At 39.3% G+C, this 26575-nt stretch carries 24 protein-coding genes; 1 reads left to right on the top strand and 23 read right to left on the bottom strand.

Going from position 1 to position 26575, the window contains the following annotated elements; all coding sequences use genetic code 11:
• Window positions 1-4 precede the first annotated feature (4 nt).
• The 15 genes from QZ371_RS08205 to QZ371_RS08135 all read right to left on the bottom strand — a co-directional run bounded on the left by QZ371_RS08205 (window position 5) and on the right by QZ371_RS08135 (window position 13264).
• Window positions 5-1177, bottom strand: coding sequence for an Ig-like domain-containing protein (locus tag QZ371_RS08205; RefSeq protein WP_295211611.1), 1173 nt, complete (start codon window positions 1175-1177; stop codon window positions 5-7).
• Window positions 1178-3790 carry an ATP-binding protein gene (locus tag QZ371_RS08200; protein ID WP_295211609.1) on the bottom strand — a complete coding sequence of 871 codons (2613 nt, stop codon included), beginning with the start codon at window positions 3788-3790 and terminating at the stop codon, window positions 1178-1180.
• Window positions 3762-4115 (bottom strand): hypothetical protein, encoded by a 354-nt coding sequence (locus QZ371_RS08195; protein ID WP_295211608.1) that lies wholly within the window; start codon window positions 4113-4115, stop codon window positions 3762-3764. The genes QZ371_RS08200 and QZ371_RS08195 overlap by 29 nt, the downstream gene beginning before the upstream one ends.
• A 2-nt stretch (window positions 4116-4117) precedes the next feature.
• Window positions 4118-6343 (bottom strand): hypothetical protein, encoded by a 2226-nt coding sequence (locus QZ371_RS08190; protein WP_295211607.1) that lies wholly within the window; start codon window positions 6341-6343, stop codon window positions 4118-4120.
• Window positions 6344-6426: 83 nt separating this feature from the next.
• Window positions 6427-6744 (bottom strand): TrbC/VirB2 family protein, encoded by a 318-nt coding sequence (locus QZ371_RS08185; RefSeq protein ID WP_295211606.1) that lies wholly within the window; start codon window positions 6742-6744, stop codon window positions 6427-6429.
• 21 nt (window positions 6745-6765) lie between these two features.
• The gene (locus QZ371_RS08180; protein WP_295211604.1) at window positions 6766-7791 is read right to left on the bottom strand and encodes a DUF3991 and toprim domain-containing protein; all 1026 of its coding nucleotides are present in this window, start codon (window positions 7789-7791) and stop codon (window positions 6766-6768) included.
• Window positions 7788-8036 (bottom strand): hypothetical protein, encoded by a 249-nt coding sequence (locus QZ371_RS08175; protein WP_295211603.1) that lies wholly within the window; start codon window positions 8034-8036, stop codon window positions 7788-7790. Before QZ371_RS08175 ends, QZ371_RS08180 begins: the two co-directional genes overlap by 4 nt.
• A gap of 12 nt (window positions 8037-8048) precedes the next feature.
• Window positions 8049-8369, bottom strand: a complete 321-nt coding sequence (locus tag QZ371_RS08170; RefSeq protein WP_295211601.1) for a hypothetical protein — start codon at window positions 8367-8369, stop codon at window positions 8049-8051.
• 2 nt (window positions 8370-8371) lie between these two features.
• The gene (locus QZ371_RS08165) at window positions 8372-9580 is read right to left on the bottom strand and encodes a gamma-glutamylcyclotransferase family protein (RefSeq protein WP_295211600.1); all 1209 of its coding nucleotides are present in this window, start codon (window positions 9578-9580) and stop codon (window positions 8372-8374) included.
• Window positions 9581-9620: 40 nt separating this feature from the next.
• Window positions 9621-10916 (bottom strand): amidoligase family protein, encoded by a 1296-nt coding sequence (locus QZ371_RS08160; protein WP_295211598.1) that lies wholly within the window; start codon window positions 10914-10916, stop codon window positions 9621-9623.
• A 12-nt stretch (window positions 10917-10928) separates the two neighbouring features.
• On the bottom strand, window positions 10929-11402 hold the full coding sequence (locus QZ371_RS08155) for a hypothetical protein (RefSeq protein ID WP_295211596.1): 474 nt from the start codon (window positions 11400-11402) through the stop codon (window positions 10929-10931).
• Between the two features lie 191 nt (window positions 11403-11593).
• Window positions 11594-11797 (bottom strand): hypothetical protein, encoded by a 204-nt coding sequence (locus QZ371_RS08150; RefSeq protein WP_295211594.1) that lies wholly within the window; start codon window positions 11795-11797, stop codon window positions 11594-11596.
• A gap of 11 nt (window positions 11798-11808) precedes the next feature.
• Window positions 11809-12060, bottom strand: coding sequence for an AbrB/MazE/SpoVT family DNA-binding domain-containing protein (locus QZ371_RS08145; protein ID WP_295211592.1), 252 nt, complete (start codon window positions 12058-12060; stop codon window positions 11809-11811).
• A 63-nt stretch (window positions 12061-12123) separates the two neighbouring features.
• Entirely contained in the window at window positions 12124-12843 is a 720-nt protein-coding gene (locus tag QZ371_RS08140; protein WP_295211590.1) for a DUF6710 family protein, read from the bottom strand.
• 88 nt (window positions 12844-12931) lie between these two features.
• A complete protein-coding gene (locus QZ371_RS08135) occupies window positions 12932-13264 on the bottom strand; it encodes a hypothetical protein (protein ID WP_295211588.1) in 333 nt (110 codons plus the stop codon).
• Between the two features lie 440 nt (window positions 13265-13704).
• On the opposite strand from QZ371_RS08135, the gene QZ371_RS08130 reads away from it, so the two are divergent.
• Window positions 13705-14217, top strand: coding sequence for a hypothetical protein (locus tag QZ371_RS08130; RefSeq protein WP_295211586.1), 513 nt, complete (start codon window positions 13705-13707; stop codon window positions 14215-14217).
• Window positions 14218-14377: 160 nt separating this feature from the next.
• Here QZ371_RS08130 and QZ371_RS08125 read toward each other — a convergent pair whose 3' ends face one another.
• From QZ371_RS08125 to QZ371_RS08090, 8 genes are all read right to left on the bottom strand, one after another.
• Window positions 14378-14593 carry a hypothetical protein gene (locus tag QZ371_RS08125; RefSeq protein WP_295211584.1) on the bottom strand — a complete coding sequence of 72 codons (216 nt, stop codon included), beginning with the start codon at window positions 14591-14593 and terminating at the stop codon, window positions 14378-14380.
• Between the two features lie 244 nt (window positions 14594-14837).
• Window positions 14838-20318, bottom strand: a complete 5481-nt coding sequence (locus QZ371_RS08120; protein WP_295211583.1) for a SpaA isopeptide-forming pilin-related protein — start codon at window positions 20316-20318, stop codon at window positions 14838-14840.
• 134 nt (window positions 20319-20452) lie between these two features.
• Entirely contained in the window at window positions 20453-22087 is a 1635-nt protein-coding gene (locus QZ371_RS08115; RefSeq protein ID WP_295211581.1) for a fibronectin type III domain-containing protein, read from the bottom strand.
• A 521-nt stretch (window positions 22088-22608) separates the two neighbouring features.
• Window positions 22609-23637 carry a DUF3846 domain-containing protein gene (locus QZ371_RS08110; protein WP_295211579.1) on the bottom strand — a complete coding sequence of 343 codons (1029 nt, stop codon included), beginning with the start codon at window positions 23635-23637 and terminating at the stop codon, window positions 22609-22611.
• A 3-nt stretch (window positions 23638-23640) separates the two neighbouring features.
• On the bottom strand, window positions 23641-24297 hold the full coding sequence (locus QZ371_RS08105) for a hypothetical protein (protein ID WP_295211577.1): 657 nt from the start codon (window positions 24295-24297) through the stop codon (window positions 23641-23643).
• 176 nt (window positions 24298-24473) lie between these two features.
• Entirely contained in the window at window positions 24474-24641 is a 168-nt protein-coding gene (locus QZ371_RS08100; RefSeq protein WP_295211576.1) for a hypothetical protein, read from the bottom strand.
• A gap of 29 nt (window positions 24642-24670) precedes the next feature.
• On the bottom strand, window positions 24671-25564 hold the full coding sequence (locus QZ371_RS08095; protein ID WP_295211574.1) for a ParB/RepB/Spo0J family partition protein: 894 nt from the start codon (window positions 25562-25564) through the stop codon (window positions 24671-24673).
• Window positions 25565-25605: 41 nt separating this feature from the next.
• Window positions 25606-26400, bottom strand: coding sequence for a ParA family protein (locus QZ371_RS08090; protein WP_295211573.1), 795 nt, complete (start codon window positions 26398-26400; stop codon window positions 25606-25608).
• Window positions 26401-26575 lie beyond the last annotated feature (175 nt).

Raw genomic sequence — 26575 nt, 5'->3', positions numbered from 1 at the left:
TCTCCTATTCAACAGTAATCATACAGCTTGCAGTAATTGACGAGTTATCATCAGCTCTTGCGATGATTATTGCTTTTCCTTTTGATTTTGCAGTAACTTTTCCGCTGTTGTCTACCTCGGCAATGTCAGTCCTGTTTGACTCCCATATGATTTTGCTTTCTGCATTGTTTGGTGTTATAACAGGTCGTAATGTTGTGGAATTGCCAGTTGATAAATGCACGTCATTGTTAGTGTAATCACTTTCAATTCTCAACCCTTTAATAACGGGTGGTGTATATGCAGTTGTTGTGGTATGTTCATAGGTCGTTTGTGTACTCTCCGTAGTGTAGGGAGTATTATTCTCGGGTGTTTCCTGATTGTTGTGATCGTCAAAATTATTGTTATAGGAATAATCATTGTAATAATTATTATAATGATCATCGCTGCTAGGTGCTGCGGTGACAACCTTGGTTTCACCTGATGTTTCTATTTTTGTCTCTGTTTTTGTCGTCGTTGTGACAGTCGAGGTTGAGGTAGTTGTTGTAACTTCTTCAGAAGTTGTTGTGGTTGTAATTACAAAAGTGCCTTCTGGATCAAGGTCGATTTGCTGTATTGATTCTGTTGTAGTGCTGACTGGTGGTGCCGTTGTGTATGTTTGATAGGCGTTTTGTGTCATTGCTGTCATATCTCGGAGGTCAATTTGGACATAAAAATTGTACTTTTTTCCTTCGTGGAAGTCACCCTTTATAATGTCACCAAACTCATCGATCGTGTCATCGTCGTAGTAATCTGGCTCTTTGGAACTAATATTGACCGTAATATAATAGATATGAGAGCCGATATCTTTACAATTTATTCGCTGTTCCTCAGACGTCAGATTGGTTATATCATACTTGATCGGCTGATTAGTCTTGCCCTCTTTGGTGTATGTTATTGCATATATTTCAGGTGCGCTATTTGTTGGTTCAGAAGTTTTGGGCTTGTATTTATATGAAAATGTTATCTCTTGTGTATCCGAAAAGTAAATACAATCTGTAATTTTTACCGTATAACCGCCTATATCAAAGGTCTTGTTATAATCCACCGACATATTGTCACGCTCTTTGGTTTTACTTAGCGCAAATAAAATGACTATAAGCGGTATTACGGTGCATATAAATGCGATGTATATAAGATTTGATTTCCTAGCATCAGTCATCTATTGCACCTCTTTTCTCTTGCCAATGTACTCGTCAATAAGTTTTCCTACTGAGTTATAGACAATGTTATACAGCATATCACTATCATATGGTTTGTATCCAAGCACTTCAAAAACTTCGTCTGTAAAAGCTTTATGGAAGTGATCCTTTACGGCGAATATCCTTTCGGCATATTCTTCGACAGTAAATTCGTTATAAAGTTCTTCAAAAATGTGATGGATTATTTCTTCTCTGTCACGGGAATTTCCTATGTAAAGCATTGTTGCATCATCAATATAACGTTTGCAATGGAGCTTATTCCGCCCTGAACCAAGTGACATCAGCATTTCACCAGGCTCGAATTCTGATGCAGAGTTAAGCTCTGACATTGTAAACTGAGGAAAGTATTCGTGCAGTACAGCAGCTGTATTTGAAGACTGTTTGAAGATAAGTTTGTATTGTACAAGCTGAAAAATGACTCTTATCTTTTCCGCTCCTTCAGAGCTGCCGGAGGGATTAAAATCGCTGATAGATTGTGAGGCAAACCATAAGGAAGCGTCATACTTTCGTGTTCGGCGGACAAGCTTTTCAATGAAGTCGGTAACTTGAGGATTTCTTGAATTGATAAAACGGTGCGCCTCATCGATCAAGGAAATAACATATCGCCTGTCGAACGGATTAGTAATAGCGTTATTGTGTGCGACGTTCTGACAGGTTTCCGACCACATAAGAGTGAGAATATTGAAAAGCTGTGCGTTGTAAATACGTTCATCCATATCCGAAAGAGATTTAACATCAAATACGATTAAGTTTGAGTTGTCGATATTGACGTTGGAGTAACCATTAAACATTGAGGCATATATACCTTCTGCAAGTTGCTTGACAATAGTTTCAAGCTTTTCGTATATATCAATTTTTCTTGGAGTAAGATGATTGTATGTCTGATCGCTGCCGTATAATTTGTGACGTATTGTATGCAATACATCTGAGAAAATAGGAAATTGTTCCGGCGCAAGAAGTGATACGTCTGTTGATTCAGTTATACCCTTTTCAAGAAATGTAGTTTGAATGACATCTTTAAGCTCCTCTGCTTCCATTTCGCTGATCGAAGGAGCGTACTGATAGAAGAAAGTAATTATTCTTGAGAGCTCCGATGCGTAATTGGTCTCGTTGCTGGCGTCATCTTCTCGGGATGAGTCAATGGTTTTTCTCAACTGGAGTACATTAAGCGTTGAGTTTTTATTCAATCTTATGACTTGACCGCCGAACATTTTAGCTAACTCGGCATACTCAGACTCAATATCCAAAACCATTATCTTATTACCCAAAGATATATAATCACGAGCCAATGACTTTAGCGTAGCAGACTTACCAGAGCCTTTTACACCGATAAACATCATATCAAATGATTGCCTGTATGAGTCTCTTGCAAAGAAATCTACGGCTACAAGACCACCGGTCCTAGTCTTTCCGAAGATAAATGCTTTATCATCAAGATGTTGCTGGTAGTAAAATGGATATTGCATTTTATATGTGTCGTGCAAAGGGAATGGTGTGTTTGCTATATTATTGTGACGTATTAGGTTAATGTACTCTTCCGTCATTTCATTGAAAGGTACAAAACAAGAAATACCTTCATCGTCAAGAAGCTGTGATATTATTTCACATTTATCATTAAGCTTATCGAGCGATGTCTCTGAAATTATGATGCGCAGAGTTATGTATAACATCTGTTCATTGCCATTTTTGATATTTTCACGTATAAGAGTCAGTTTATCAAGCTCAGTTTGAGTGTCTAGGTCTTCATCATCACTTCGATTTATTGTAAATCTGCTTCTAAGTTCTTTCATACTATTTTTCAGTTCTTTGAGGACCACAGACTTGCTTTTGCTGTCAACATCAAGCATCACCGTAATACCTTGAAGCTGTTGGATGATACTTGCAAGCTCCAGACTCTTTATAGTAGCAGGATAGTCATTAACGATAAGAGAGGTTACATAATTGCCATCAATGACCGCATAGCCCTGGTGCTTTATATATTTAAGCGGATGGATAGACTTGGAGTTGCCTTTTTGATGATCGGCGCAGCACAGGTGCTTTCTGAATATATAGCTGATCTCACTCCTTGAGCAAAGCTTTATTGACGTATCTGTCATATGCGATATATACCGTTGGCAAGCCTTAATAAGCTGATCCTCCTGATCTTCTTTAGCATAAACAATAAGATATGCAAGTCGGTCACGTTGCTCACTAGAGGCTTTTTTGGTGATCGCTATCTGCTTATCTATGAATGCCTTTGAGAAATTCTGCGATTTGTTGCTTTTGTACTCAAGATATGTGAGCTGCTGCTCAAGATCGGGGTGCTTGTCTGAGAAAATATATTTATGAGGCAGATTTAGTGCGTTAGTAGCTCTGGCAAAATTGTTGCAAACAGCAAAAATATCTTCTTCCGAATAATGAAAAATATCAATGCCGGATATTTGCATTACACAGGCTAATTCAACTTGCTTGTTTTTATATTCCAGCTTTATCAATCCATTTCCACAATACTCTTTTACATTTATAAGGAAGTCAAGGCATTGTGAGTAACTGATCGTAGCGGTTTTAGTCTTTGCAGCTTTTTTTCTTGACATTCTTTTTAGCCTCCTTTTCTTTGTAAAGTCGGTATTCATCCGTATCCTGTCCATAGAATGTTTTTGGCTCTAAAAAATGAAAAACAAACAAGATAAGACCTTTTGCAAAGGTGATTTGAGGATTTGTCGGTGACTTGCCTGAGAGTATCAATGATATGATGATGAATATAATTGATACGGCGACTTGCAGGATACTATTCGTAATAAATTCTTGGCAAATTGAAAATGATATTAACCCTACAACTATGCAAATAGCGATCCTTTGGGCGGATAGACCCATTACAAGTTTAACGTCAGCTTTGGTAGACTTAGGTACAGTTCCCATTATTACAGCTCCTTTTTATCCTTTGGGTCTGCTATATCTAATGCGTGCCCCTTTGGTTGTGTTGCGTTTTCTGTTGTGTTCGGAGAAGTATCGGTGACGTTGGCTTTACTTTCCGGCACAGTAGAGGTTTGCTCCTTTTCGATATTGGATGTTACGTTCTCAGCTTTTGATTTTTCAATTGTGTTAGTTTGCTGTTCCATAGTTGCTGATGATGCTGTCTTTTCTGATGAAGCCGTTTTTTCAGTTGCTGTGTTTGCAGACGTTTGTTTTTCGGATGATTTAATTGGGCTTGTATCCGTTGTGTTTGTGCCTGTTGGATTAGCATATACAGCAGCAGATCGTACACCCTGCAAAGCACTTCCTGACTTGTAGCCCTTTACAGAGCCGGATACGCCGCTTTTAAGTGCTCCGCCTACGGATGCGGCAGAGCTGAATATATTACCGTGACCGCTGTTCTTTGCATTTTTAAACGATGCAATAGCACCGGTGGCAAATCCAGTAACAGCGCCGCTGGCTGCACCCATAGTGCTTCCAGCAACGTGTGAAGCGGCTGCGCCGCCCATTGCTGCTCCACGAGCAACTGACGACATCGCATAGATCGTTCCCATACTGTTCTTGTTTCCTGGGTCAATACCCATCAGCCTTGTTATGAAGTCTGGGCAAGATATTACGCCCTTAGCAAAGCAGGCAATAAGAATAAGCTGCGCTATGTAATTCAAACCATTCCAGCTATGGATTATGATTATTGATTGAATGTACACTCTGAGCATAAAAGCTATAACTATGAAAACAAGGTAAGATGAAACGATATTCTTTATAACAAGTTTAGTTCTGCCAGAGTTATTGGCGCTAGAAGCAATAACTACATCGGCAAGCAGTTGGGTTATAAGAATATCAAACAGTATAGAGCCCATTTTAAATGTTGCAAGTATTATTGCAATTGCTACGGTAAGAAGGAAGAAAAATGAATACCAAAAATCGAAAGTGTATTTGTATATGTGTTCTTCGCCCGAACCGACAGTAATGAGCTGTCCTATCTTGTCGGTAAGATCAAGGTCATCATAATCCTCTTGTGACAATAGCTTTTGAAACTGGTACTGACCCGAAACAGAATTATTATCTGACTGGCTTATTTTGTGGTTATATTCTCTGTTCCTGGCTTTTATTACATTATCCTTGAGAAGAGAAAGCGCTGACTCGACATCTGGTGATGATTTCACACGTTCGGTAAGTCCTGCCTCGATCACGTCTGACTGATAGCCAAGTTTCCACAGGATACTTGTTCTGTACGCAGCGATCGTTGTAGTTTTCTGTTCCTCAATAGGCCGTCCGCTTTGATCTACGCCTGTGACGGCTGTATAGGTAAATACTACGCCGCCATCAAGTTCTTCATTGATGGACATACGCTGCATTACTTGGTTAAGGTATCTATATTCATAATCAATTCCCATAAGTTCTGCCATATTTTCATACGTTAAATCTTCATATTTTCGCTGAGATGATTCTGATCTTTCGATATCTACGACTTCTTTGTCCCAGCATCCGTCAGCATTGGCTGCATACTGGTTTATATTAAGATCATATACGCTGTATGGTTCAGGGTTTCTTGAACTGTAATAAGTTAATTTGCCATTTAATGCACTTTTATCCATATCAATTATATTTTCCTGAAGCAGAATGTCGCCCAGGGAATATGAATAATCCGAATCATTTTGATCATCGCTGTATTGGATTTTGTTGATATCAGACACGCCGGCTCTTTTTAAACTTGTAAGATCAGATAAGAGCGTTGGAAGGGCGATTATAAGAGCTGCTGAAATGAGAACATTTTTTAGAAAGTCATTAATCCGCACTTTTTCCGGTAATAGCATTAAACCCATTGCACCTATTATCAGAAATATAGAAAACGTGATCCAGACTAAACTGCTTGTATTTGTTATGCCAGATACTTTTTCAAAAAGAGTTTTAACATTGAAACGCAGTATTTGATTAAATGCTTGTTCACACCAATCAACGAATTTTGCGACACAGCTAAGCAGCCCGAAAGACATATTTCTCATACTATCTTTCCATTGTGTAGCTTTGCTTATACGCTTTACTACATCAACGGGAAGGCGGTTATAATCAACGGCAATACCATATACCGCTATCGGCATCAATACTGATGCAATAGCTACGATAAAGGCTGAGTATAGTCTTTTTGAGCTTTTAGATACCTTTAATTCCATAATGATCTCCTTTCTGTACGGCATTCTGCAATAATATGTCTTTGGCATACCATTGCAGAACACCGTAATGGTGTTCTGTTTTGCTATGCAAAAAGTCCTGCAACAATCGATGTGCCAAAAGATATAATGACAATACCAATTAAAATTCCGCCGCCGACAGATTTAAGCTTGTTCACCCAATCTCTGCCGCCAGTTATGCACACGATACCGAGTATAACAGCGGCTATGATCGCCACCACCCTACCGATAGATTGAAGGTGCTCAGCGAAGGTATTGCCCCAGTTGATAACACTTGCCCAGCCATCTGCTTCAGCTGCGAAGACGTTGATCGAGCTTGCGATCGATAACATCAATGCTGTTATCGTTGCCGTAATGCTGCGAGTGATCTTTTTGATCTTCATAAGTATAAACTCCTTTTCTTTTCAGCGCATTGCACGCTGTTGATTATATGTAACCGCCTTTTGACGGCCTACATTTCTTCTGCTTTCTGTGACTTTGCAAAGATATTCATTGTAGTCTTTTCCACAATTCTCAGGAACTGTGTATATGTTTACTTTGTATCCTTGCAAGGAATATTTCTCTTGATATTTAGCGGCAGCTTTCATTCCAGCTTCGTCTTTATCAAGACAAAATGATATTTCCTTGATCTTCGGATGGGTGGTGAGGTATGTGGCAAGTGCGACATCTGCTGTTCCCCCAAGCGCAAGCCTGGTATGGCGCTTCCAGCTATTATGCCAATCAGCTATGCCCATATCTTTTGATCGCTGTATGTTGAGCGTAGCGTGACTCAGCGCATCTATTGGTGCTTCAAAAACAAAGATATGGCTTTCACAAGTGCCATCCATTCTGAAACCATACATTTTATTAGAACCGCTTGCCTCACCTTTGTAGGTACGTCCATCATCAAGCGAGTATGTTCCTCTGAGCATAGCATATTTGGGTTGGCCAGCGTCATTCTTTCCTACAAATACACAGTTCCCACGGGTGTCTTGGTAGAGCTGTTCGTGTTTCACACAATGGTTTATCACTTCAACATCAATGCAGCGTTTTTGCATCAGATAAGCATATACTTTGGAATATTTCTCAGTCGTTCTTTCCGGCAGTTTTAGCTCTTTAGGTGCGCTTAGTTGTTCTTCTGACCGAGAAGAATATTTACTTTGAGTGTACTGACCTTTTGTGAGTGAAGCCATTGCTTGTTGCCAGGAATAGCCCTCACTTTTTATCAAAAAATCAATACAGCTTGCACCGCTTATGTTCTGACTGTACCAAGTCCAGCCTTTTCCGTCTTTAAAAACTCTGAGAGAATCGTGTTCTTTGCACTTCCATTCGCTGCCGCATCGTTCAAAACTAAAGCCGGTGACATTAGATATGACCTCACAGGTAGACATATTTCGTGCTTCACGAATCTGTTCGTCAGAAAATCGTGTTCCGGGTATGAATACACTCATAAACGCTGCCCCCTTTTCTGTTCGTAGTGCCGCAATATGCGCTCCTGCTCTTCCTCGGGCAGAAGTTCTATGGGCTTGGGTTCGGCGTCTACAAGATGTTCACCCAAAATAAAAATGCTGCTATCTGAAGTCTGGAAAAATAGTTTTCCAGGGTAATCTGATAACAGCATTATTATTTTATCACCGCAAAAATCGACCACCTGGTTGTTGATCGGCGGTGATGAGTCTCTTTCGTTTTTATACAATTTTTTTCACCCCTATCTCGTTAGGTTATTGTTTTTAGATTTATCACTACTGCGATACATTCTGACTTGAGGGACAGGCTGTTCGAGCGTTTGCATCGCTGTAAGTTCTGGCAAAAGTTTAAAGTTTGCGTATTCAAAATCGGAGCAGCGATCTATGAAAGACCCAAATGTAGATACCACGGTAACATTATCCGGTGTTAATATACTTATGCTCTCTTGAGCAGCATTGGCTCTAAATATTGCCGCTGCAACATTTTTAGGGTCGTTTTGAAGAGCATATTCGTGACCGCCAACAACAGCTTTGATGTAGTTTGCATTTTCGATTTTCATCATTATCACCTGTTCTTACTGTAACCAGGATTTCTGCTTTTTCGTACCGCTGCAACTGATTGACAGTAAGCTTTGTCAAGATGAGAGATATCTATATCATTCTGTAAACACCCTTGTATTATTCCATCAAGATATGGCTTACAAGGCGGAGACATTGCAAAATCCGGTGAATTCATAATATAGATCAGGGAATTTTGCGTTTTCCCATTTGCCGTTACAGCAACAATTTCTTTTCGGTATAAGGATGGATATCCCTCATACTGATCAAGCTTTTTCCAGTCCTGTGGGGCGATTTCCCACAATACTACTGGTGTGCTCTCGTTTTTAGACTTAATAACATTGGCGTACCTATTGAATATTAGTTCATAACCTTCAAGCGTTCCGGTTGATATGATTTTTGAGTTTGGACAGCGATACTTCATCTGCTCTATATTCATATTGCTTCCGTATGCACAATAGAGATTGTTTACACTTTCACGCATATCGATATCATTCAAAACTTTTTCAAATTGATCAGCAGTTTTGTATTCGTTTAGTAAGTCTATGATCTCAAAAGCTTGCAAGCTGCTATCTGCATATTTTTGCTGATACATTGCGCCCATCCGAAACGCATTTACCATAGCGTCATCATTGTTGCTGACATAGTCAAGATATTGCCGGTTATATAATGATAGCGGATCATCGTCATATTCAATAGTTTCGTATACTTTTTCTTCTGTTTTGGCAAGGGCATTTTCGAGGTATTCGAGTGGAAGACCATTTTCAATATATCCTTTTTCGATACGCTGATAATATTCGTCAGTAGGTATTTTATACTCGTTGGAATTGACCATAACGTATGCCATACCTGATATGATCTCATCACCGCATTTTACATCAACTGCGATTTTTTTATATTTATGAGGATAACCTTCAAATTTGTCTAGTGATTTTTCATCCGAAGAAGGAAGCTTCCAAACAAGAGCAGGGGATAACTCACCTTCTTTTTTTATTAGCGTTGCAACTTTATTAAAAGACAGCTCATAGTCTTGTACCATTCCTGTTGAATATATTTGAGCATCAGGGCAGCGGAATTTCATCTGATCAACATTAATGTTGCTACCATATGCGACATAGAGTTTGTAACTTTTGTCTCCGTGATCAGACCTTTTTGGGGTGTTATCAGGTGAATAGAATAGCTGCATTAGCTCATTGTATTCTTCATCAGATATCATATTGACCTCCTTTCATCATACCACACGTGGTAGGATGTTTTTATCGGCTTCTGTTTCTTGAGAGATTACGTCTGTTTGTGGGGTGTTCCCGTTGCTGGTCTGAAGATGGGTTGATCGTCTGTTCGCTGTTGCGATTAATATGAACCGAGAGATTCTGTTCGTCGGGATTTATACCGAGCACATTGAATATACTTATTCTCTCTTCGGCAGTTATACTTTCGTCAGTACGCACGCTTTCCAACAACATAACGATTCGTTCTCTCAACGAAAGTGTGTTATCCATCCTTTCTTCACGATCAGGAGTATTGATTATGTTTCGTATCGTAACCTCGCTTGGATTGTTGGAATTGCTTTGAAGCTGCTGTACGCTTTCTGCGATAGACCTTGCCTCTTGTGCACGCAGCCTGCGCCGCTCCATCGCTGCTGCTTTGTCTTTCCAGTCTTTTCGTCCTTCTAGGTTTGACAATAGATATTGACGTGGTACTTTGAATTCGTCTCCATTGAGACCTATCCTTATAAGCCAGGTGCGGAAAGTGTAACATTCATTTGAGGAGTGTGTTTTATGTACAGAAGCGCTGCGTTGATTGAGCGCTTGCGCAGTCACCGCTTGTGCAAATCTCACATATGTTCGTACTTTACCGGCATTTGTGGTAGAATTAAAGCATCGGAATTCTACTGTGCCTTTTGTGAAGTATGCGTGCAGATTCAGAGCTCTATAACGGCTTGAATTGTAGTGTGAAAATCGACTGTTATAATTATCGGTGCTTCCATACCAAATATCGGCAAGTTGGTCTTTGGTTGTAGGCTTTTTTGCGTTTAACCGCCGAATATATTCTTCATCAGTTTTCTTGCACCAGCGCATTGCTCTGCTTTCGGGCACTTTAAGTGCGTGAAAAAGTATATCTTCCTTTTGATACATTATGTTAGAAAGCCTTGTGAGTGATTTTGCATCTTGGCGTTCTGCTCCTATATGCACGTGCAGTCCACAGCTGCTGTTCACCTTCATACCTGCTTGTCTTAGATTTCTTACCAGTTGCTGAAGATCACGCATATCTTCATCTGACTTCAATATTGGTGTGACAAATTCGCATCGATAATCATCAATGGAATAATGCTCTGATGGATTACGACGTTCAGGAGAAATTGATGAGTCACGCATTATTTGCCATTTTCGCCCTTGAGAATCGATTATTTTTCTTGTATCGTAACAAGAGCCATCCGATGAAGAAGGGAATGTATCAAAGTAGTCAGCTATAACTTCAGCCGCTCGTTCTCGTGATATGCCAGTAAACTCTATCTCAACGCCGAAGGTTTGATCCTTTAAATCAATTGCCATTACTGTCACTCCCTAATTGTTTTCTGTCATCAATTCTAACGAAGCTTCATAGTAGAAGCTAAGGTATTCTACTGTTCCGGTGTCATTATTGATCCAATTGCCTGTGAATTTCATCAGACTGTTCGGCGTTATTTTGTTGTATGCAATAGTAAATGAACCTTCTGTTGAAGAACCTTTTGTTACAGCAAAGTCTTTTATATCGCATACAGATGTTACGTCCATATTATCGACAACAACAGAAGTAAGGATGAAATCAGCGTTACAATTGTTATCATCAATACTGTAATAGAACTTATAGCCTGTATCAGTTTTTTCATAGGAAATAAAGTGTATGACTATAACGGGCAGAGTTTTGACTTCTTGTGGAAGCTGGATAACAAGAGTATCCTCGTCTGTCGTGACTGTCATATCAACAGGTGACTGTTCGGTAATGGTAGTTGTTACCGCAGCTGAAGTTGTTGTTGAAGGCTCGCTTTCTTCAGCCACAGAATCTGTATTACTGCTGGTACTGTTGCTGTTCGTTAAAGAAGTATCTTCCGAAGAAGAATTTGATCCTTTGTTTTCGGCAACTGTTGTCTGTGAACTGATATTGGTTGGTGCTAGTGAGGATGACTCATCTTTTTCGCTGCAACCAGTCAGGAATATCGACACAAAAATAAGGAACAGAAATGCTTTTTTCATATCTGTTCCTCCGTATTGCTGTTGAGCATATTAAAATAGTCTCGAATTGCTTTTGGCACATATTTGTTATATGCTTTTTCTGATGTTTCCTCAGCTGATTTTTGGATGAGAATTGACAAATTTTCATTCGGATTATGTTTCTTCATATATAGGTTTATCGCATTAGCTTTTTCATCGTTGATCTCGATCGTTATTTTCATTTCGTTTCACTCTACCTTTCTGTTTTATCAGTCATTTCGCTTAAACATTTTTGACATACAAGTTTGCCCTTGTACTTGATCAAGTTCTGTTCGTCACCGCAGAAAATACACTTGGGCGCAATTCCCTGGATGATGATCTTATCACCATCGACGGTAATAGAAATTTGGTCACCTTTCTTAATGTGAGCCTCATCACATAGTACGCTTGGCAGCACGATTCTGCGCATTAAATCCAATTGTTTAATGCATTTAAAACCATCCATAAAAAATCCTCCTATCTGTTTTGAATATAAAAAAAGCGCCTGCCGAAGCAAACGCTTTAAATATTATTTATTATTCGGGTGAGTAATGTCATACTTCATTTTTGCGATGGTGAAAACGGCTGCGAATCTGAAGTCCTGTGTTGGCTCTAACTCTTCTCCAGTATGTGAATTGTACCAATATGCACCATCAGTTGATATATGCTTGAAACCTTTGGTGAGGTCGTATTCATCAGCTGCTATACTACCTTTTTTGAAATAACGACCAGCATTGATCGAGTGATTTCCGTTATGTACATAACACAGATTGATGTCAGGGTAGTAGATTGCACGGTGATTATTTTCAAAAAATACGAATTTTTCTTTTGAAATTCGTATTATGCTATTTTGCGTCCTGGAATTATTCCAAGGCCATACATAGATTTTGGTAGATGCTAAATCAACAGTTGTCCGTTTCTGAATATCAAAGTCTAACCTTTCACTATCTTCGTCGTAAAACCGAATAGGAAATGGTCTGGGAAGGTTTTCGTGATCATTGTATAACGGCTTTACAATTGCTTCTGAGCAAGCATAATCTAGTAAAGAATTAATTATGTATTCGAGCATCAGTTCTTTGTCGTTTTCATTGTCGGTATCAGGTGTTTTTTCGAGTAGTGATGTTACAGTATTTATAATTTTATGATAGTGTTCTCTAAATTGCGCTACTTGTTCTGCCTTCCTAAGAGACTCTGCGTCAGTATCTACACTACTATTTATCTTCTGCTTTTTGAAAATATGTTGAAACATATAAGTTCTCTCCTTTACGCATAAATGCTATAAGTTAAATTATACAACAAATATGATTTCCCTGTCAAGCATCTATAAAAGTACTTTTTCATTCATTCATATTGTTTCTTTTCTCATCGTTGTCTTCATCGTGAATGTCGAATTTCTTTGAGAGCTTCCAAAAGAAAGTTGCTATAATAACGTATATAGGTATACATATCAGCAACTTATAATTAATATCTATGGAAGCATTAAATATATCTGTGGTGAAGTCATCCAAAGCGGACGTTGCCAAAACAAACCAATATAGCCCACCAAGAAAATAAAAGGATATGGATATAGCTTTGAGCAGTTTAGTAATGAGCCTATCTCTTAGTAGGTAGTATGCAAGTGAACCAGCGACAGCAATAGCACCAGGTACAAAGAAAAGTAAAAATGTCATAATGTATTCTCTCCGTTTCTATTTATTATTTGTATTGTGTTGTTAAGTTGTACATTCAACCAATCATAAGCAAAAATGCTATAAAAGTACAAATACAACTTAGAAGATGAGTGTTTCTTACAATTGACCAAAAGTTTGTTGAAACATCTTGATCGTGTGTTAGCTTGTATCCAAGCTTGCACATATATTTGCTATTCAGCACAATTATAAGTGCCTTGATCAGTAGCCATATAATCTCTATTTTTAATCTTAGTATCGAATTGCTCTCGAAATATATTCTGAAAAATCCGTAAAGCAATGCGTTTGCAAAAATCAATAATATTAGCAATGTGAAATCTAAAAAAGGTGTTTGATTATTATTGTCCATATAAAAATATCTCCTTTGCTTGACTGGTTTTGGGTTTTAAGATATAATTAAAATCAGAAAGGAGGTGAGTATAGTGTATGAACAAATCAAAGACTTATTTTTTCTATCGAAAAAGAATAAGTTTTGCTCATTTTTAACAATATTCGCACTACATATCTGTACACTCAACAATGATTTTAAATCAGAGCTTGATTGGTTTCTTTTCGGAAAATATGGAATTTATGACTTGACCAATTTGCTCATTTTTGGCTTTTTCACCTTAATGGTCATATTAGTGTGTGTGAAAATAATAACATATGGATTGTTTCATCTGTTTTTTGCCATAGAATTTAACAACAAATATCCAGCGATCGATAAGGTTGGAAATAAATATCTGTTCTTGCTTGACTTTGGTGATACAGCAGGACTTCTTATATTCCCTAGCCTGTTGGTGATTTATTTTTTGTCAATAATTATGTCAGTTCACCAGAATTGGGACTATTCTTTGACCTATTTTGCAAAACTGTTTTCCACAGAACATCAGATTGCATTAGTTTTATCATTGTTACCATTTGGAATACTATGGCTTTACAATAAGAGATCATAAAAGAGTTTAGATAAATAGCCAGCTAAACACTCAGCGTCTACTTCACAGCAGACGCTGTTTTCATATATATTGATTTATCCCTTTTATAGCTTGAAAATTTAATGTCAACAACAAATTGATCTCTGCAACAAAGCTTCATAATGTTGTCAGTAAATGCACCTCACATATCTGCCACTTTCTTTTTGCTTCTGCTTTGAATAATATTATAATAACAATATAATTCATCTTTAGCTTCGGCAGAAAGCGCATCATATACATCAAGAAGAATACCATAAGCTATATTGCGTTCAATAGTCATTTCAGGATCGTCGTTAAAAAAATCATATTTAACAAACACTTTCGCTAATGCACATATATTTATATTTTTTACTTTCATCTCAGCATCACCTTCAATTAAATTTTATGTCAACAATCTTATTTGTAAAACTATATATATAAGTATCACGAAGATACGAATTTCCAGAATAAAAAGTGTTTTCTCCCAATTCTCAGCGCCTGCCCCGTTGCAGGCGCTTCTTCCGTTGTGTCACGGTGACACATTTCTATTGATCCATAATCCCCTTAAATTGTAAATTGAACCAATCCCCAATATCATCATCAAAAAAATCCGAAAGAATAATTTAATCTTCTTTCTTGCGCTTGCAAGCAGCTATTGTAAGTACTGCGCCTGCAAGTATTATCGAAAGCAGAATGGTTCTGCCATCATTAGCGTCGATACCTGTCTTTGGTGTGTCAGGTGTCTTGTCGTTATAAAATTCTGTGTCCACAGTTTCCGCATAGTTAACGGTAACTTCCTTATCATCGGCAACAAGATAGCCGTAAGGTACGGTTGAACTGTCTTCAGTTATTGTGTATGTTCCGATTGGTACGTTTGTAAAGTTCGCTACACCGTTAGCGTCTGATGTAGCTTCAAGATAGATTTCACGTCCTGTGTCGGAAGTTCCACGAAGGATAAACTTGATACCATCAATGTTAGTCATATCAGATGTCTTTTTCTGAACCTTGATAGAACCCGTCTTTTCCTGATTCAGAATAGTCTCATCGACAGTTTCTGCATATGTAACAGTTACTTCTTTGTCATCAGCAACAAGATAGCCATAAGGTACAGTTGAACTGTCCTCAGTTATTGTGTATGTTCCAATAGGCACATTGCTGAATGTCGCAACGCCGTCCTTGTCAGTAACAGCCTTGATCTCAATATCACGACCTGTGTCGGATTTACCCGAAAGGATAAATGTAATACCCTCGATATTGAAGTTTCCTTCTGTTGTTTTGTGTATCTTCACAGCTCCTGTCTTTTCAAGATTAAGAACAGTCTCATCGACAGTTTCTGCATATGTAACAGTTACTTCTCTGTCATCGGCTACGAGATAACCGTAAGGTACAGTAGATTCATCTTCAATGATCAGATACGTTCCTATCGGAATGTTCTCAAATGTCGCAACGCCATCCTTATCAGTTACAGCAGGAATATTGATCTCACGACCGCTGTCAGATGTGCCCTTGAGGAAGAACTTGATGTTGGCTATGTTATAGTTGCCCTCAGTCGTTTTATGTACCTTAATAGTACCTGTCTTTTCCTCGTTCTTGATGTTAACCTCAGCAGTAGCTGCCTCAGTCACAGTAACAGTCTGCTTGTCAGCAACAAGATAAGCCGTAGGAACAGTCGAACCGTCCTCAGTTATCGTGTATGTTCCGACTGGAATGTTTGTGAAGTTTGCAACACCATTTTCGTCTGTTAAAGCTTCAAGATCGATCTCTCTGCCCGAGTCAGATGTTCCCGAAAGAATAAACTTGATGTTCGCAATGTTAAGGTTGCCCTCTGTTGTTTTTACGACCTTTACAGAACCGACCTTCTCAACGTTTTCAAAAGATACTTCTGTCTCAGTATTCTGTGAAACAGTTACATCCTTGCTGTCGGCCACAAGATATGCAGCAGGAACAGTCGAACCGTCCTCTGATATTGTATAATTTCCGACAGGAATGTTTTCAAAGTGCGCAATACCATTTTCGTCAGTCAAAGCTTCAAGATTGATCTCTCTGCCAGAGTCAGACGTACCCGAGAGAACAAACTTGATGTTTGCAATGTTGAGATTACCCTCTGTGGTCTTTACGACCTTTACAGAACCAGCCTTCTCAATGTTTTCAAACGATACTTCTGTGTTTTCGTTGTATTTAACAGTAACATCCTTGCTATCAGCTACAAGGTATGCTACATTGACTGTACTGCCGTCCTCAGCAACTGTATAGCTGCCGACCGGAATGTTCTCAAATGTGGCGATACCGTCAGCATCAGTTGTAGCTTCAAGGCTGATATCTCTGCCGCTATCAGATATGCCCTTGAGAGTAAATCTGATGTTCTCTACATTTTTCTGTCCTTCTGTGATTTTCTTAACGGTCACAGAACCCTTTCTTTCGGCATTTTCAAATGTTGCTACTGCTTCATTGTTGTATGTCACAGTAACATTCTGCTTGTCTGCAACAAGGTATGCAGCTGGAACAGTAGATTCATCTTCGTATATCTCATATTTTCCAACAGGAATGTTCGTGAAGTTTGCGATACCGTCAGCATTGGTGATCTCGTCCATAACGATCTCTCTGCCAGAATCAGACGTACCGCTGAGAATAAACTTAATGCCTGAGATATTCTTTTGACCCTCTGTTGTCTTTACGACCTTGACTGAGCCTGTTTTTTCTGCATTGTAGAATTCAGCAACGGCTTCTGTATTGTATGATACAACAACGTCCTGCTCGTCAGCTACAAGATATGCTGTCGGAACGGAGCTGCCGTCCTCTGTTATCTTGTACTTACCGATAGGAATGCTATCAAAACGTGCAGTACCATTCTCGTCCGTTGTAACGATCTCGTTTACCTTTGCACCTGTTACTGATGTACCCGAAAGAATAAACTTGATACCGCCTACATTGAGGTTGCCCTCTGTTCTCTTCGTGATCTTGATAGAGCCTGTCTTGCGGACATTTTCGAGAGTGTCCTTGACGATCCTGCCTTCCTCAGTTACGAAAAATGGGTGAAGTTCCTCGTTGATGAGGTATCCTTCAGGTGCGTCAAACTCCTGGAAGTAATACGAACCATATGTTAAGCCCTTAAATGTGATCTTACCGTTTTCGTCTGTATAGCCTCTTTGAATTTCTTCCTTGTTTGAGTTAAGGATGCGAATACCACAGTTTGGAACTGGCTCTTTTGTTGACATATCTATTTTGGTCAACTCAAAAGGAACGTCCCAAGGTGTGTTTTCAAATACCAACGACTTTTCAATAAAGGTTGCGCCGTCATCGATAAGGTTCACAGTCTGCGGAATAGCGTTGAGACTGTATCCAGTAGGTGCTTTTGTCTCAGTTACTGTGTAGCTGAAACCAACGTAAAGAGGAGCTGTTGTCTCCGCTCTGCCAGAAATGTCAGTAACAATGCCTTCCTCAATCGTATCGCCAGTGGCATAGATAGTTCTGCCAGCGACAATAACATCTTCAGCAGCTGTTACCTTAAATTCAGCACCTTCGAGGTATTTCTTATGATCGACATTATCTGTCTTATAAATGATTATCTTACCCTGCTTGTACTCATTGTAGAACTCTGCCGAAGCGGTGACATACTCAAGCACATCATCATACTTGAGGCTGATAAGCTTAGACTCGTCTGCAATATTGTAGTTAGCAGGTGCTTTGATCTCCTTGATCTCAAAATTGTGATTGATGGGATAATCCTTTGTCGTTACGGCTGAACCATCTGCACCTGTTGTGATGGACTCGATGATATCGCCGCTCTTGTATGTGTGATCATCAACAGTTACATCGTCTGTTGCGAAAATACCAAACTCAGCACCCTCGAGAGGATATGCTGTATTTTCTTTGTCATACTTGTAAACCGTGATCTTGCCTGTTGAATGCTTTTCAGCGGACTTAACAGTTGTAGTAACAGCAACGTTTGAATTAACAACGACCTTTGATCCATCAATTGAAGGTTCAACGTCATAACGTGTTTCATCGATCAGATATCCCTCTGGGGCTGCTGTTTCTTTAACGTAGTACTTGCCAAATGTCACACCCGAGAAAGAAGCAGTTGGTGTTGTGATAGTCTCAACGGCTTCATCGGCTGAATAAACTTTTTCGCCGAATACATTGTAAATATCCTCTGCCGCATACATCGTGTATTCTGCTCCGTCTACCTTATCGCCAGTTTCGGCGTCGGTCTTTTCGAGATATACAACAAAAGCTCTTTCCTTGTTTGTCATCTTACCGCTAGTGTTGTCAGCGTTTACAGCTACATAGTTATTCTTGTAATAGCCAAGATCCTGCGGTGCGGTGATTTCCTCAAACTTAACTTTTTCCTTCTGCTCAAGGATCACCTTTGTTTCGGGATGTACTGAAAGCGCAACGGTGAGTTTACCCTTGTCGCTGAGATAAAGCGTAGACGCCTTTGAAACGTCCTCAGTAGTGCCAGAAGCGGTGTATATGCCGTCTCCTGCTGGGTTCTTTTCGGCAATCAGATATACAGTCTTGCCGTTATCCATCTTAACAGCAGCTCTGAATCCGCAGTTCTTAAATACGTTAGCCAGAGCCTTAACAACGTCGCTGTTCTCCATATCAGCTGCTGCGCCATCAACGCCTAAGATTTCTTTCGTAATGGTGATCTTATCGGGCGTATTTTCCTGGTTGTCAACAGTCACCTTTGAAGTGCTGCCGCTCTTAACAGAAAAATGTGTGTCATCAGCGATGGAATAGCCTGGGTATGTCGCAAGCTCTTTCCAAGTGTATGTTCCTGTTGGCAGACCCTTAACTGTGATCTTGCCTGTTGAATCAGTCTTGAATGTTGTAGCTGCTGACTGGTTACCAGTACTGGTGAATGTGTAGCTGCCGTTATCACCCGACGCTGTTACGTAGTAGTCCTTGCCGCCGTAAGTATAGACAAGCTGGAAGCTGACAGCCTGTTTCATCGTGGTCGAAGCAGTTACTTTGTTGCCGTTGATATCAAGGAACTGCTTCTGCAATTCTGCATTGCCTTCATTTACGCCAAGAGCAAAGTAAGCTGTAACTGGGTCTGTTTTTGCAATCGTGCCAAGCTTATTCTGGTCAGAATAATCAGTTTCAGCCATAAGAATAATAGGCTGTACCTTTTGAATATTAGGTTTGTTGCCATTTGTGCGAACACCCTGGAGCATTCTTTCTTTTGTAAGCGAAATGGCAGTAGTTTTTATATCTGACTTTTTATTCGCAACGATCTTGACAGTATCCTTATATCCATCGCCGTCACTATCGGACTTTGTAAAAGTGATTCCTGATGTTTTTGAAATATCAAACAGATCCATTTGCTGAGAGAATTTAACGGTTGCTTCGTATTTTCCTGTTACAGGATTGTATGATAGCTTATGAACTGAGTTACCCTTTGTGGCGGAAGGTTTATCTGAAGTCGTTCCAGCTGGAATATCTTTATGCCAACGGATATTTGACTTAAGTTTCTGCCAGCAATCCTTGATATGGGCTTTGTTCATATTATAGCCCCTGAGACTGTTCAGCATTTTTGTCTCATCTGTGCCGAGCTCAGTCTGTTCCGGCTTGTAATACTTAGCAAGTATAGACCAAACACAAAGCTGTGTTGCTATGTACTCCTCGGCATCGTTGTATCCATAATGCGTTGTTCCTTGGTAGCCATAGATTGTTACATACTTGAGCCAAGACTTTTGTGTATCAGACAAGTTGTTTTTGTAAACTGTTGGCAATTTATCCATTTCAGTTGCCATTTGCTTTTCGGTATCATAATGTCTGATACCTAACTGCATACAGTAATACCATTCGCCATTATCGCCACGATAATAGTCCCAAAAGTCTAAGCTGTAACATTCGCTGAAATTTTTTGATATGACTGATGTCTTGGTGCCTGTCAGCATATCATACGCAGCAGGCAGTCCCGAATTTCGGAAGTCATATCCGTAGCCGTACCAATGATTTTCTGTTGTTGAGATACTTTCCGCTGCATTCGCTTCAATAGTTTTGAACAATCCCAAGTTTCCAAGACCTTCGGTCAAAATTGAAACAGTCAATAACATCGACATAAGCAGGGAAGTGACCCGTTTAAGTTTCTTCATCGTACTTCAACCCTTTCTTAGAAATTTATCTATGTCAAACCGAAAGATAATCCCCTTTCTTTCGGTGAGTTTTTGGCACAAAAAAAGACACTTGAAAAATCTCAAGTGTCTTAATGGTTATGAATTTGTATTATTTAAAAAAGCAGGAAGTAAAGTGCATAGCAAGAATTAAGATACATATTATTGTTGTGACCCTCAGGGCAATCCTCTAGGTACAATGAAATATGCTCTTTATAGTATTCAAACGGCATCCAGTCGTTCGGCTTCATTACGTAATCTATGTACTTTTTGGCATATTTCAAGCAATCTGAGTAACTAAGCCCACCGTCTGTTACACAAACGGAGTAAGCTCCGACTTTGCCACTTTTGTCATATTCAAATATAAGGATCTCATCGTATCCACCATTACCATCAAGTGGATTGTTATTACATTCCTGTATTTCTTCTTTAGTCCAGTTATCACCATACATCGCTAGAGTGCGTTCATCAGCATATTGCTGTATGTCCGCCATAAGACTTTTAACATCGTCAAGATTTTCAATCTTATCAGACTTCAATGTAGTGGCAGAAACGATATCGGAATAAGCGCCATAATGGTTTGATTTTTTGTCATCGGTCTTGCAAGCTCTAATCTTGAATTCATAAGTTGTTTTTGATGAGAGATTTTTTACTGTGTAGCTTGTACCAGTCGTTTTGCCGACTTCCTTCCAGCTGCCGTTTTTGAGCTGATAAATGCGATAATCGGTGTAGCCGATCTTTGTCCAGCTCAGCTTAACGCTGCTATCTGTTACGCTAGTAACTTTAAGCCCCTTGCAAGCTTGCGGATTAGTGGCTGTAGTAACGTTCTCAGACCACGATCCGTAACACTTAATGCCGTCAACCACCTTGTATGCACGCACTTTGAAATTTTCACGGGTTGCATTCGGCAAGCCCGAGATAACAGTCTTGGTCTCTGTCACGTCTGCGACTTCATTATACTTGCCGTCTTTGCGCATACCGACTTGATAGCCGTCGGCACCGTTGACTTTATTCCAGCTGAGTTTGATCTCGCTGTTGCTGATCGTGTTCGTGTACACTCCGTTGACCTTTTGGACGTTTGTAGCGGCAACAATGGTATCGGAATATTTGCCATAATGATTAGCTTTCTTATCATCAGTCTTGCAAGCTCTGATCTTGAATTTGTACTCATTCTCAGCTGTCAGATTTTTAACTGTGTAGTTTGTCGACGTCGTCTTGCCGACTTCCTTCCATTCATCGTTTATCAACTGAAAAACACGATAATTTGTACAGCCGATCTTTGTCCAAGAAAGCTTAACGCTGTCCGAATCTGCGGCAGTCACTTTTAACCCTTTTGCAGCCTGTGGATTAGTCGCTGTATTCCGGTTGTCGGAGTAAGCGCCGTAAATCTTTTTGCCCTTGACAGTCTTGTAAGCACGCACCTTGAAATTCTCTCTTGTGGCGTTTGGAAGCCCTTTGACTGTATAGCTTGTACCCTTAACATCAGCGACTTGATTATATTTGCCACCTTTTCTCATACAAACCGAATATCCCGAAGCACCGCTGACTTTCTTCCAGCTGAGCTTGATCTCGCTGTTGCTGAGGGTCTTTGAGGTTAGCCCCGAGACCTTTCCAACGCTTGCCGCCTCTGCTGTTATGGTCGTTTGTGAAAATATATTGATCTGCTTCCCAGCCGTTGGAGCAACAGCACTAGCACCGATCATTGCGGCTGCCAATATTATCGTAGCTGATTTCTTAATTGTGTCTTTCATAAATGCGCCCTCCTATAATTTCATTAACTATATTATACCATAATTCCGGTATCGTGTAAATGCTGTATGTCGCTGAACTTTTTTGTTAATGTTAAACAAATTTGCGAGAAAAATATAAATATATGAAACTGAGCGTAGCCTACCACACGTGGTAGACTTGCCGAAAAAGAAAAGAGTACGTTATATCCTTTATGCTTTACGTATGAATTGCTAGTATTTGAACTAGGTTACTTTTCGGCCTCTTGGACGTTTCTTCTTTAGTGTTAGCTCTTTCATTGGCTTGCAATTTTTGGATAACTTTTTGGGCTGTTGTTCTTCATTGGTGTACCTACTCTTGTGAATCCAATGTATGTTGTGATTATTGATTTCTAAGCCATAGGCTATAAAGCTATTGTTTTTCATATCTTGTATGATAGCTGTGGCTTGTCCCTCTGACCTTTTCTTCATTGCAGCTACTTTATACAGAGTATTTTCTTTTTCGGAATAATAGTATCTTTCCGAAGAAGATTTGAATTGCATTCTCATCGCTTAGGACTGCCTTTCACTTTAGGTTTTGATACAGCTTTTTCAATGTTCTGAGCTGCCGAAAAGTCTTCAAAGAATACGCATTGTATTTCACAGCTTAAAGCTTCATTGATTTCTCTTTCTGAGAATTTATCTGGCTTTTTGAACTTTTCCGTGTATTTTTTGACCTGTTCATCTGTAAGAGATATGCTGTCTTCTCCAGTATCGCCGGATATGAAGAAAGTACCACAAATGGCTTGCTTCCCATCAAATTTTCTGTTCGGCTGCATTTCACATATACGAGCTTCTTCGTTAGCCCAGATAATTGCATTTGGATCGTTGAGATAGTAAACAGGCTCGATCAATCCATCTACAACTTTTTGCATTGGCCGCAGCTTACCTTCAGAACAATCCAATAGCTTTTCGTATGCTGGTTTATTTGGCTCAACTACAACGATCCTCATTATATCGTCACGCTGTTTGTTTAGTTGATCAAGTTTCTTGTCTGTTCTTTGTATAAGCTCGCTGAATTCATATGGTGTATTACTGTATTTAATGTTACACTCTTTAACGGCTTCATTAGCTGCTCTTTTTACATCACTAAGATCGAGTTTGTAATCTTTTGCCTTGCGTCCGAATTTATTGATATTTTCCTGATATCTATAAACATTATTATCAAGATCAAGAGTTATGTATGCGTTTATCTCCGGACTTTGATTGAATACTTTTTTGTAGAGATAAACTTCATTTTCAGGAACTTTCTCAAAGACGTTATCACCTTTAGCATCAGCTTTAAATGTGTTGTTATATGTGATCTCTGAAAGTGCCTGATCCAAGCTGATATTCATCTGTTCGGCATAACTCTGAGTCTGATCCAGGCGAAGAGCTCCTGTCACACAATTACCACCGTGATGTGTGTAAAAATAGCTGTGCTTGTTATCATTGATAACTTCGTAAATGCCATTATTCAATGTTGAAATGCTCCTTTCATTGCTGGTCTTTGTTTGGAAATTATCAGCCGAATCAGATAAATATCGGTCATTCATTTTTTATTTCCTTCCTGTGTATCTTTGCTTGTTTTGATTGCTTTTCCTGGGTGCTTCAAGCTTTTTAGCAAATTCAGGCTCGCCTAAAGCCTTATCAATTATGCTTAATAGTTTCTCCTTCTGATCGTTGGCGAGCGTATAGTGGAATACAGGGCCTTTATCAAGAAATTCATTTTTCTTACAGGTTTCATAAGTTTTATCTGTTGCGTAATTAAATGTGTATAATCCGGCAAATGATCCGTGATAATCTGGATATTTTGAAACATATCCAATTGGAATGCCCAACTTTATTGCCTGAACGGCTTGCTTGTCCGAAAGGAAAATATCATTGTACGATTGCTGATAACATTTATCGCTTGTTTGATGGCATTTTTTTGATATGTCATTAATGTACTCTTTCATTTCTGAAATGTTGTTGCTTTCTAGCTGCGACCTTTCTTCAATGAGCTTTTCATAAAGCCGATAGTCGATCTCAGAGATTCCTGGACCATTGGTGCTGTTATAATCCATAGCCATTTCAGCAGCTTCTATATGTTGATCTTTTTCGGATTGACTCATTGCTTTGACCTGTTCATCAAGGAGTTTGTCCACATATTCTTTGTCAGCAAAGTACAAAGTGTCTTTAAGTGCCATATTGTAGTCATCGATATGATCATCCATTTTGTCATACCGACGCATAACGTCATTGATAAACCATTCGTTATTTTGCAGAAAGTCCTTAGACAAGTTGATCTCACCGATTCTGAGACGTTCTGCATCGTTAATAGCATTAATAATATCATTCTTTTTGTATTCATAGTCTTTGATATCATATGCGTGGTTTATCTCTTGTGGTGTCAGCTCAATGCTGACAGTTCCGCAGCCACTCCCCAGTTAGTGATTGCCACAAATCCACCGTTGATGTGTTTGCCAATTATGCATAAAAATGATAATCCGCAACATTCTATGCTGTATTCAAGTGCGTTAACTTTATCATATGCTTTTGCTTTAATTGTATTAGTCATAGTCATTAAAATCTCCTTTTTTATCATTATCAACTATTAAAGTAACTACTGAGAAGCTTAACAATTAAATCATCCATATCTGCTTCCGTTAAGTTATGCAATGCCGGAAACATTCCGGAGATCTTTTCATAAATATTTCCCTGTGATGTGTCTCGTTTCTTTTCCTTCGGCTTGTTATTGTTGCAAATTTCGTATATTTCTGCAATACTAACAGCCCCGTGCTTATCAAAATAGGCGCAAAGATCAGCGATATTTCTACCTGAGAAACTGTGTACATCATACATTTCGATATAGTCTGCAAGAGCTACTTGTGCTTCATCGGTAAGATGAGCGATAAGCATTTCAAATCTTCCGAAAGGAATGATCTTGCTGTCTACCATAGGAATGAGCTTTGGATTAAGTTTCAGCAGATGAACATACCGATATACAGTTGTAGATGATACTCCGAATTTGTCGGATATTTCATTGAGCGTGGCTGCTTCATTTTCGCTGCCACGCTTATCCATATACGTTTTGAAAATCTGCGCATTTTCACTTGGCAGCACTTCATCAGTTCGTGTATTTGATTCGGCAACTACCATATACGCCGTAAAGTCATCTATATTATCTTTGATCTGACAAGGTATAGTTGTAAGGCCGCACATCTTGGCTGCATAATACCTGTGATGTCCAGCAAGTATTTCATAATCATTATTCTTTTTTCGGACGATGATCGGCTGAAGGATGCCCAGATCGTTTATTGAGATAGAAAGTCTTTCAATCTTATCCTGTTTGATTTTGTAGGGCTGTTCTTTGCCGTCAGGTGTTGTGTATGGCTGAATTTTTGTTATATCAATGTTCACGATCCTTTGAGTAGTGCCATTCCATTGATTTAGGTATTCGGCTGAAAGCTGAGGATTGATATTATCTGACTCAGCCTGCATATTCTCTCGGTGCTGAGTCCTTCGTTCGAGTAAACTGCACATTACTGATTCACACACCTTTCCATTACTTCTTTAGCAAGTTCGATATACTTTTCTGCAAGCGTGTTGCCAGGCAGATTGACGCAGCCAGCATAGTTCTTTACTGTTTTATTGATCTGTTCAGGACGTGCTGGTATCGTTGTGCCGAAAACAATATTTCCGTAAATCTCACGGCAAGCGCTGTCAATTTCTTTATATGTTGTAGTTATGTTACTTCTGTTCTGAAGTATCCCAAGTATCTTCAATTCAGGGTTAGTTGTTGTACATATGGCGTTGACCTTTTCTGTAATCAGATCAATAGCATCGAATGCGAATATACCAGCATCTATCGGTATTATGATATAACCTGATGCGTTAAGTGCATTCTGTGCAAGCAGGTCAAGGTCAGGTCTGTTGTCAATGATTATATAGTCGTACACGGCGCTCAGAGCGTCGCTATGAAGCAGTTGTTTAAGTATGTAGTTACATTCGGCTGAAGCTGCTATAATGCTGTTAGCAGAGCCTAGCATACGCCCTGCGGCGATGAAGTCAACGTTAGGATTTTTTTCTGATTGCTTTATATAGTCGAAGTAGCTTATTTCCGTTATTCCGGATGAAATACAGTAAATAAGATCAGCAATTGTCTTTTGGATTGGAGCTTCTGTACAGTAAGACGTTAGGTTTCCTTGCTTATCAAGATCAACTAATAATACCTTTTTCCCTAACATACCTAAAGCACAACCGAGGTTAAATGTTGTAGTAGTTTTTCCTGTACCGCCTTTTTCGGTGATTACTGAGATAATTTTAGTGTTCTTCATAGATAAAACATCCTTTCAATTATATCGTTATGTGTTCTTGCTTTATACGGCATAGTCCAGGGGGCAGGGAAGAACACTAAGCCTGCCCTTAAAGGGAGCTACCCTTTGTACTATGCTTGGTGATATTTATCACCAAAAAAGGCTACCGAAAATTCAGCAGCCTTTTTTCATAACA

Origin of the sequence: Ruminococcus sp. (genome assembly GCF_019423705.1) — a bacterium.
GTDB lineage: Bacteria > Bacillota > Clostridia > Oscillospirales > Ruminococcaceae > Hominimerdicola.
Note: the sequence above shows the minus strand (reverse complement) of the source record. Positions and strands in the feature narration are given on the sequence as shown.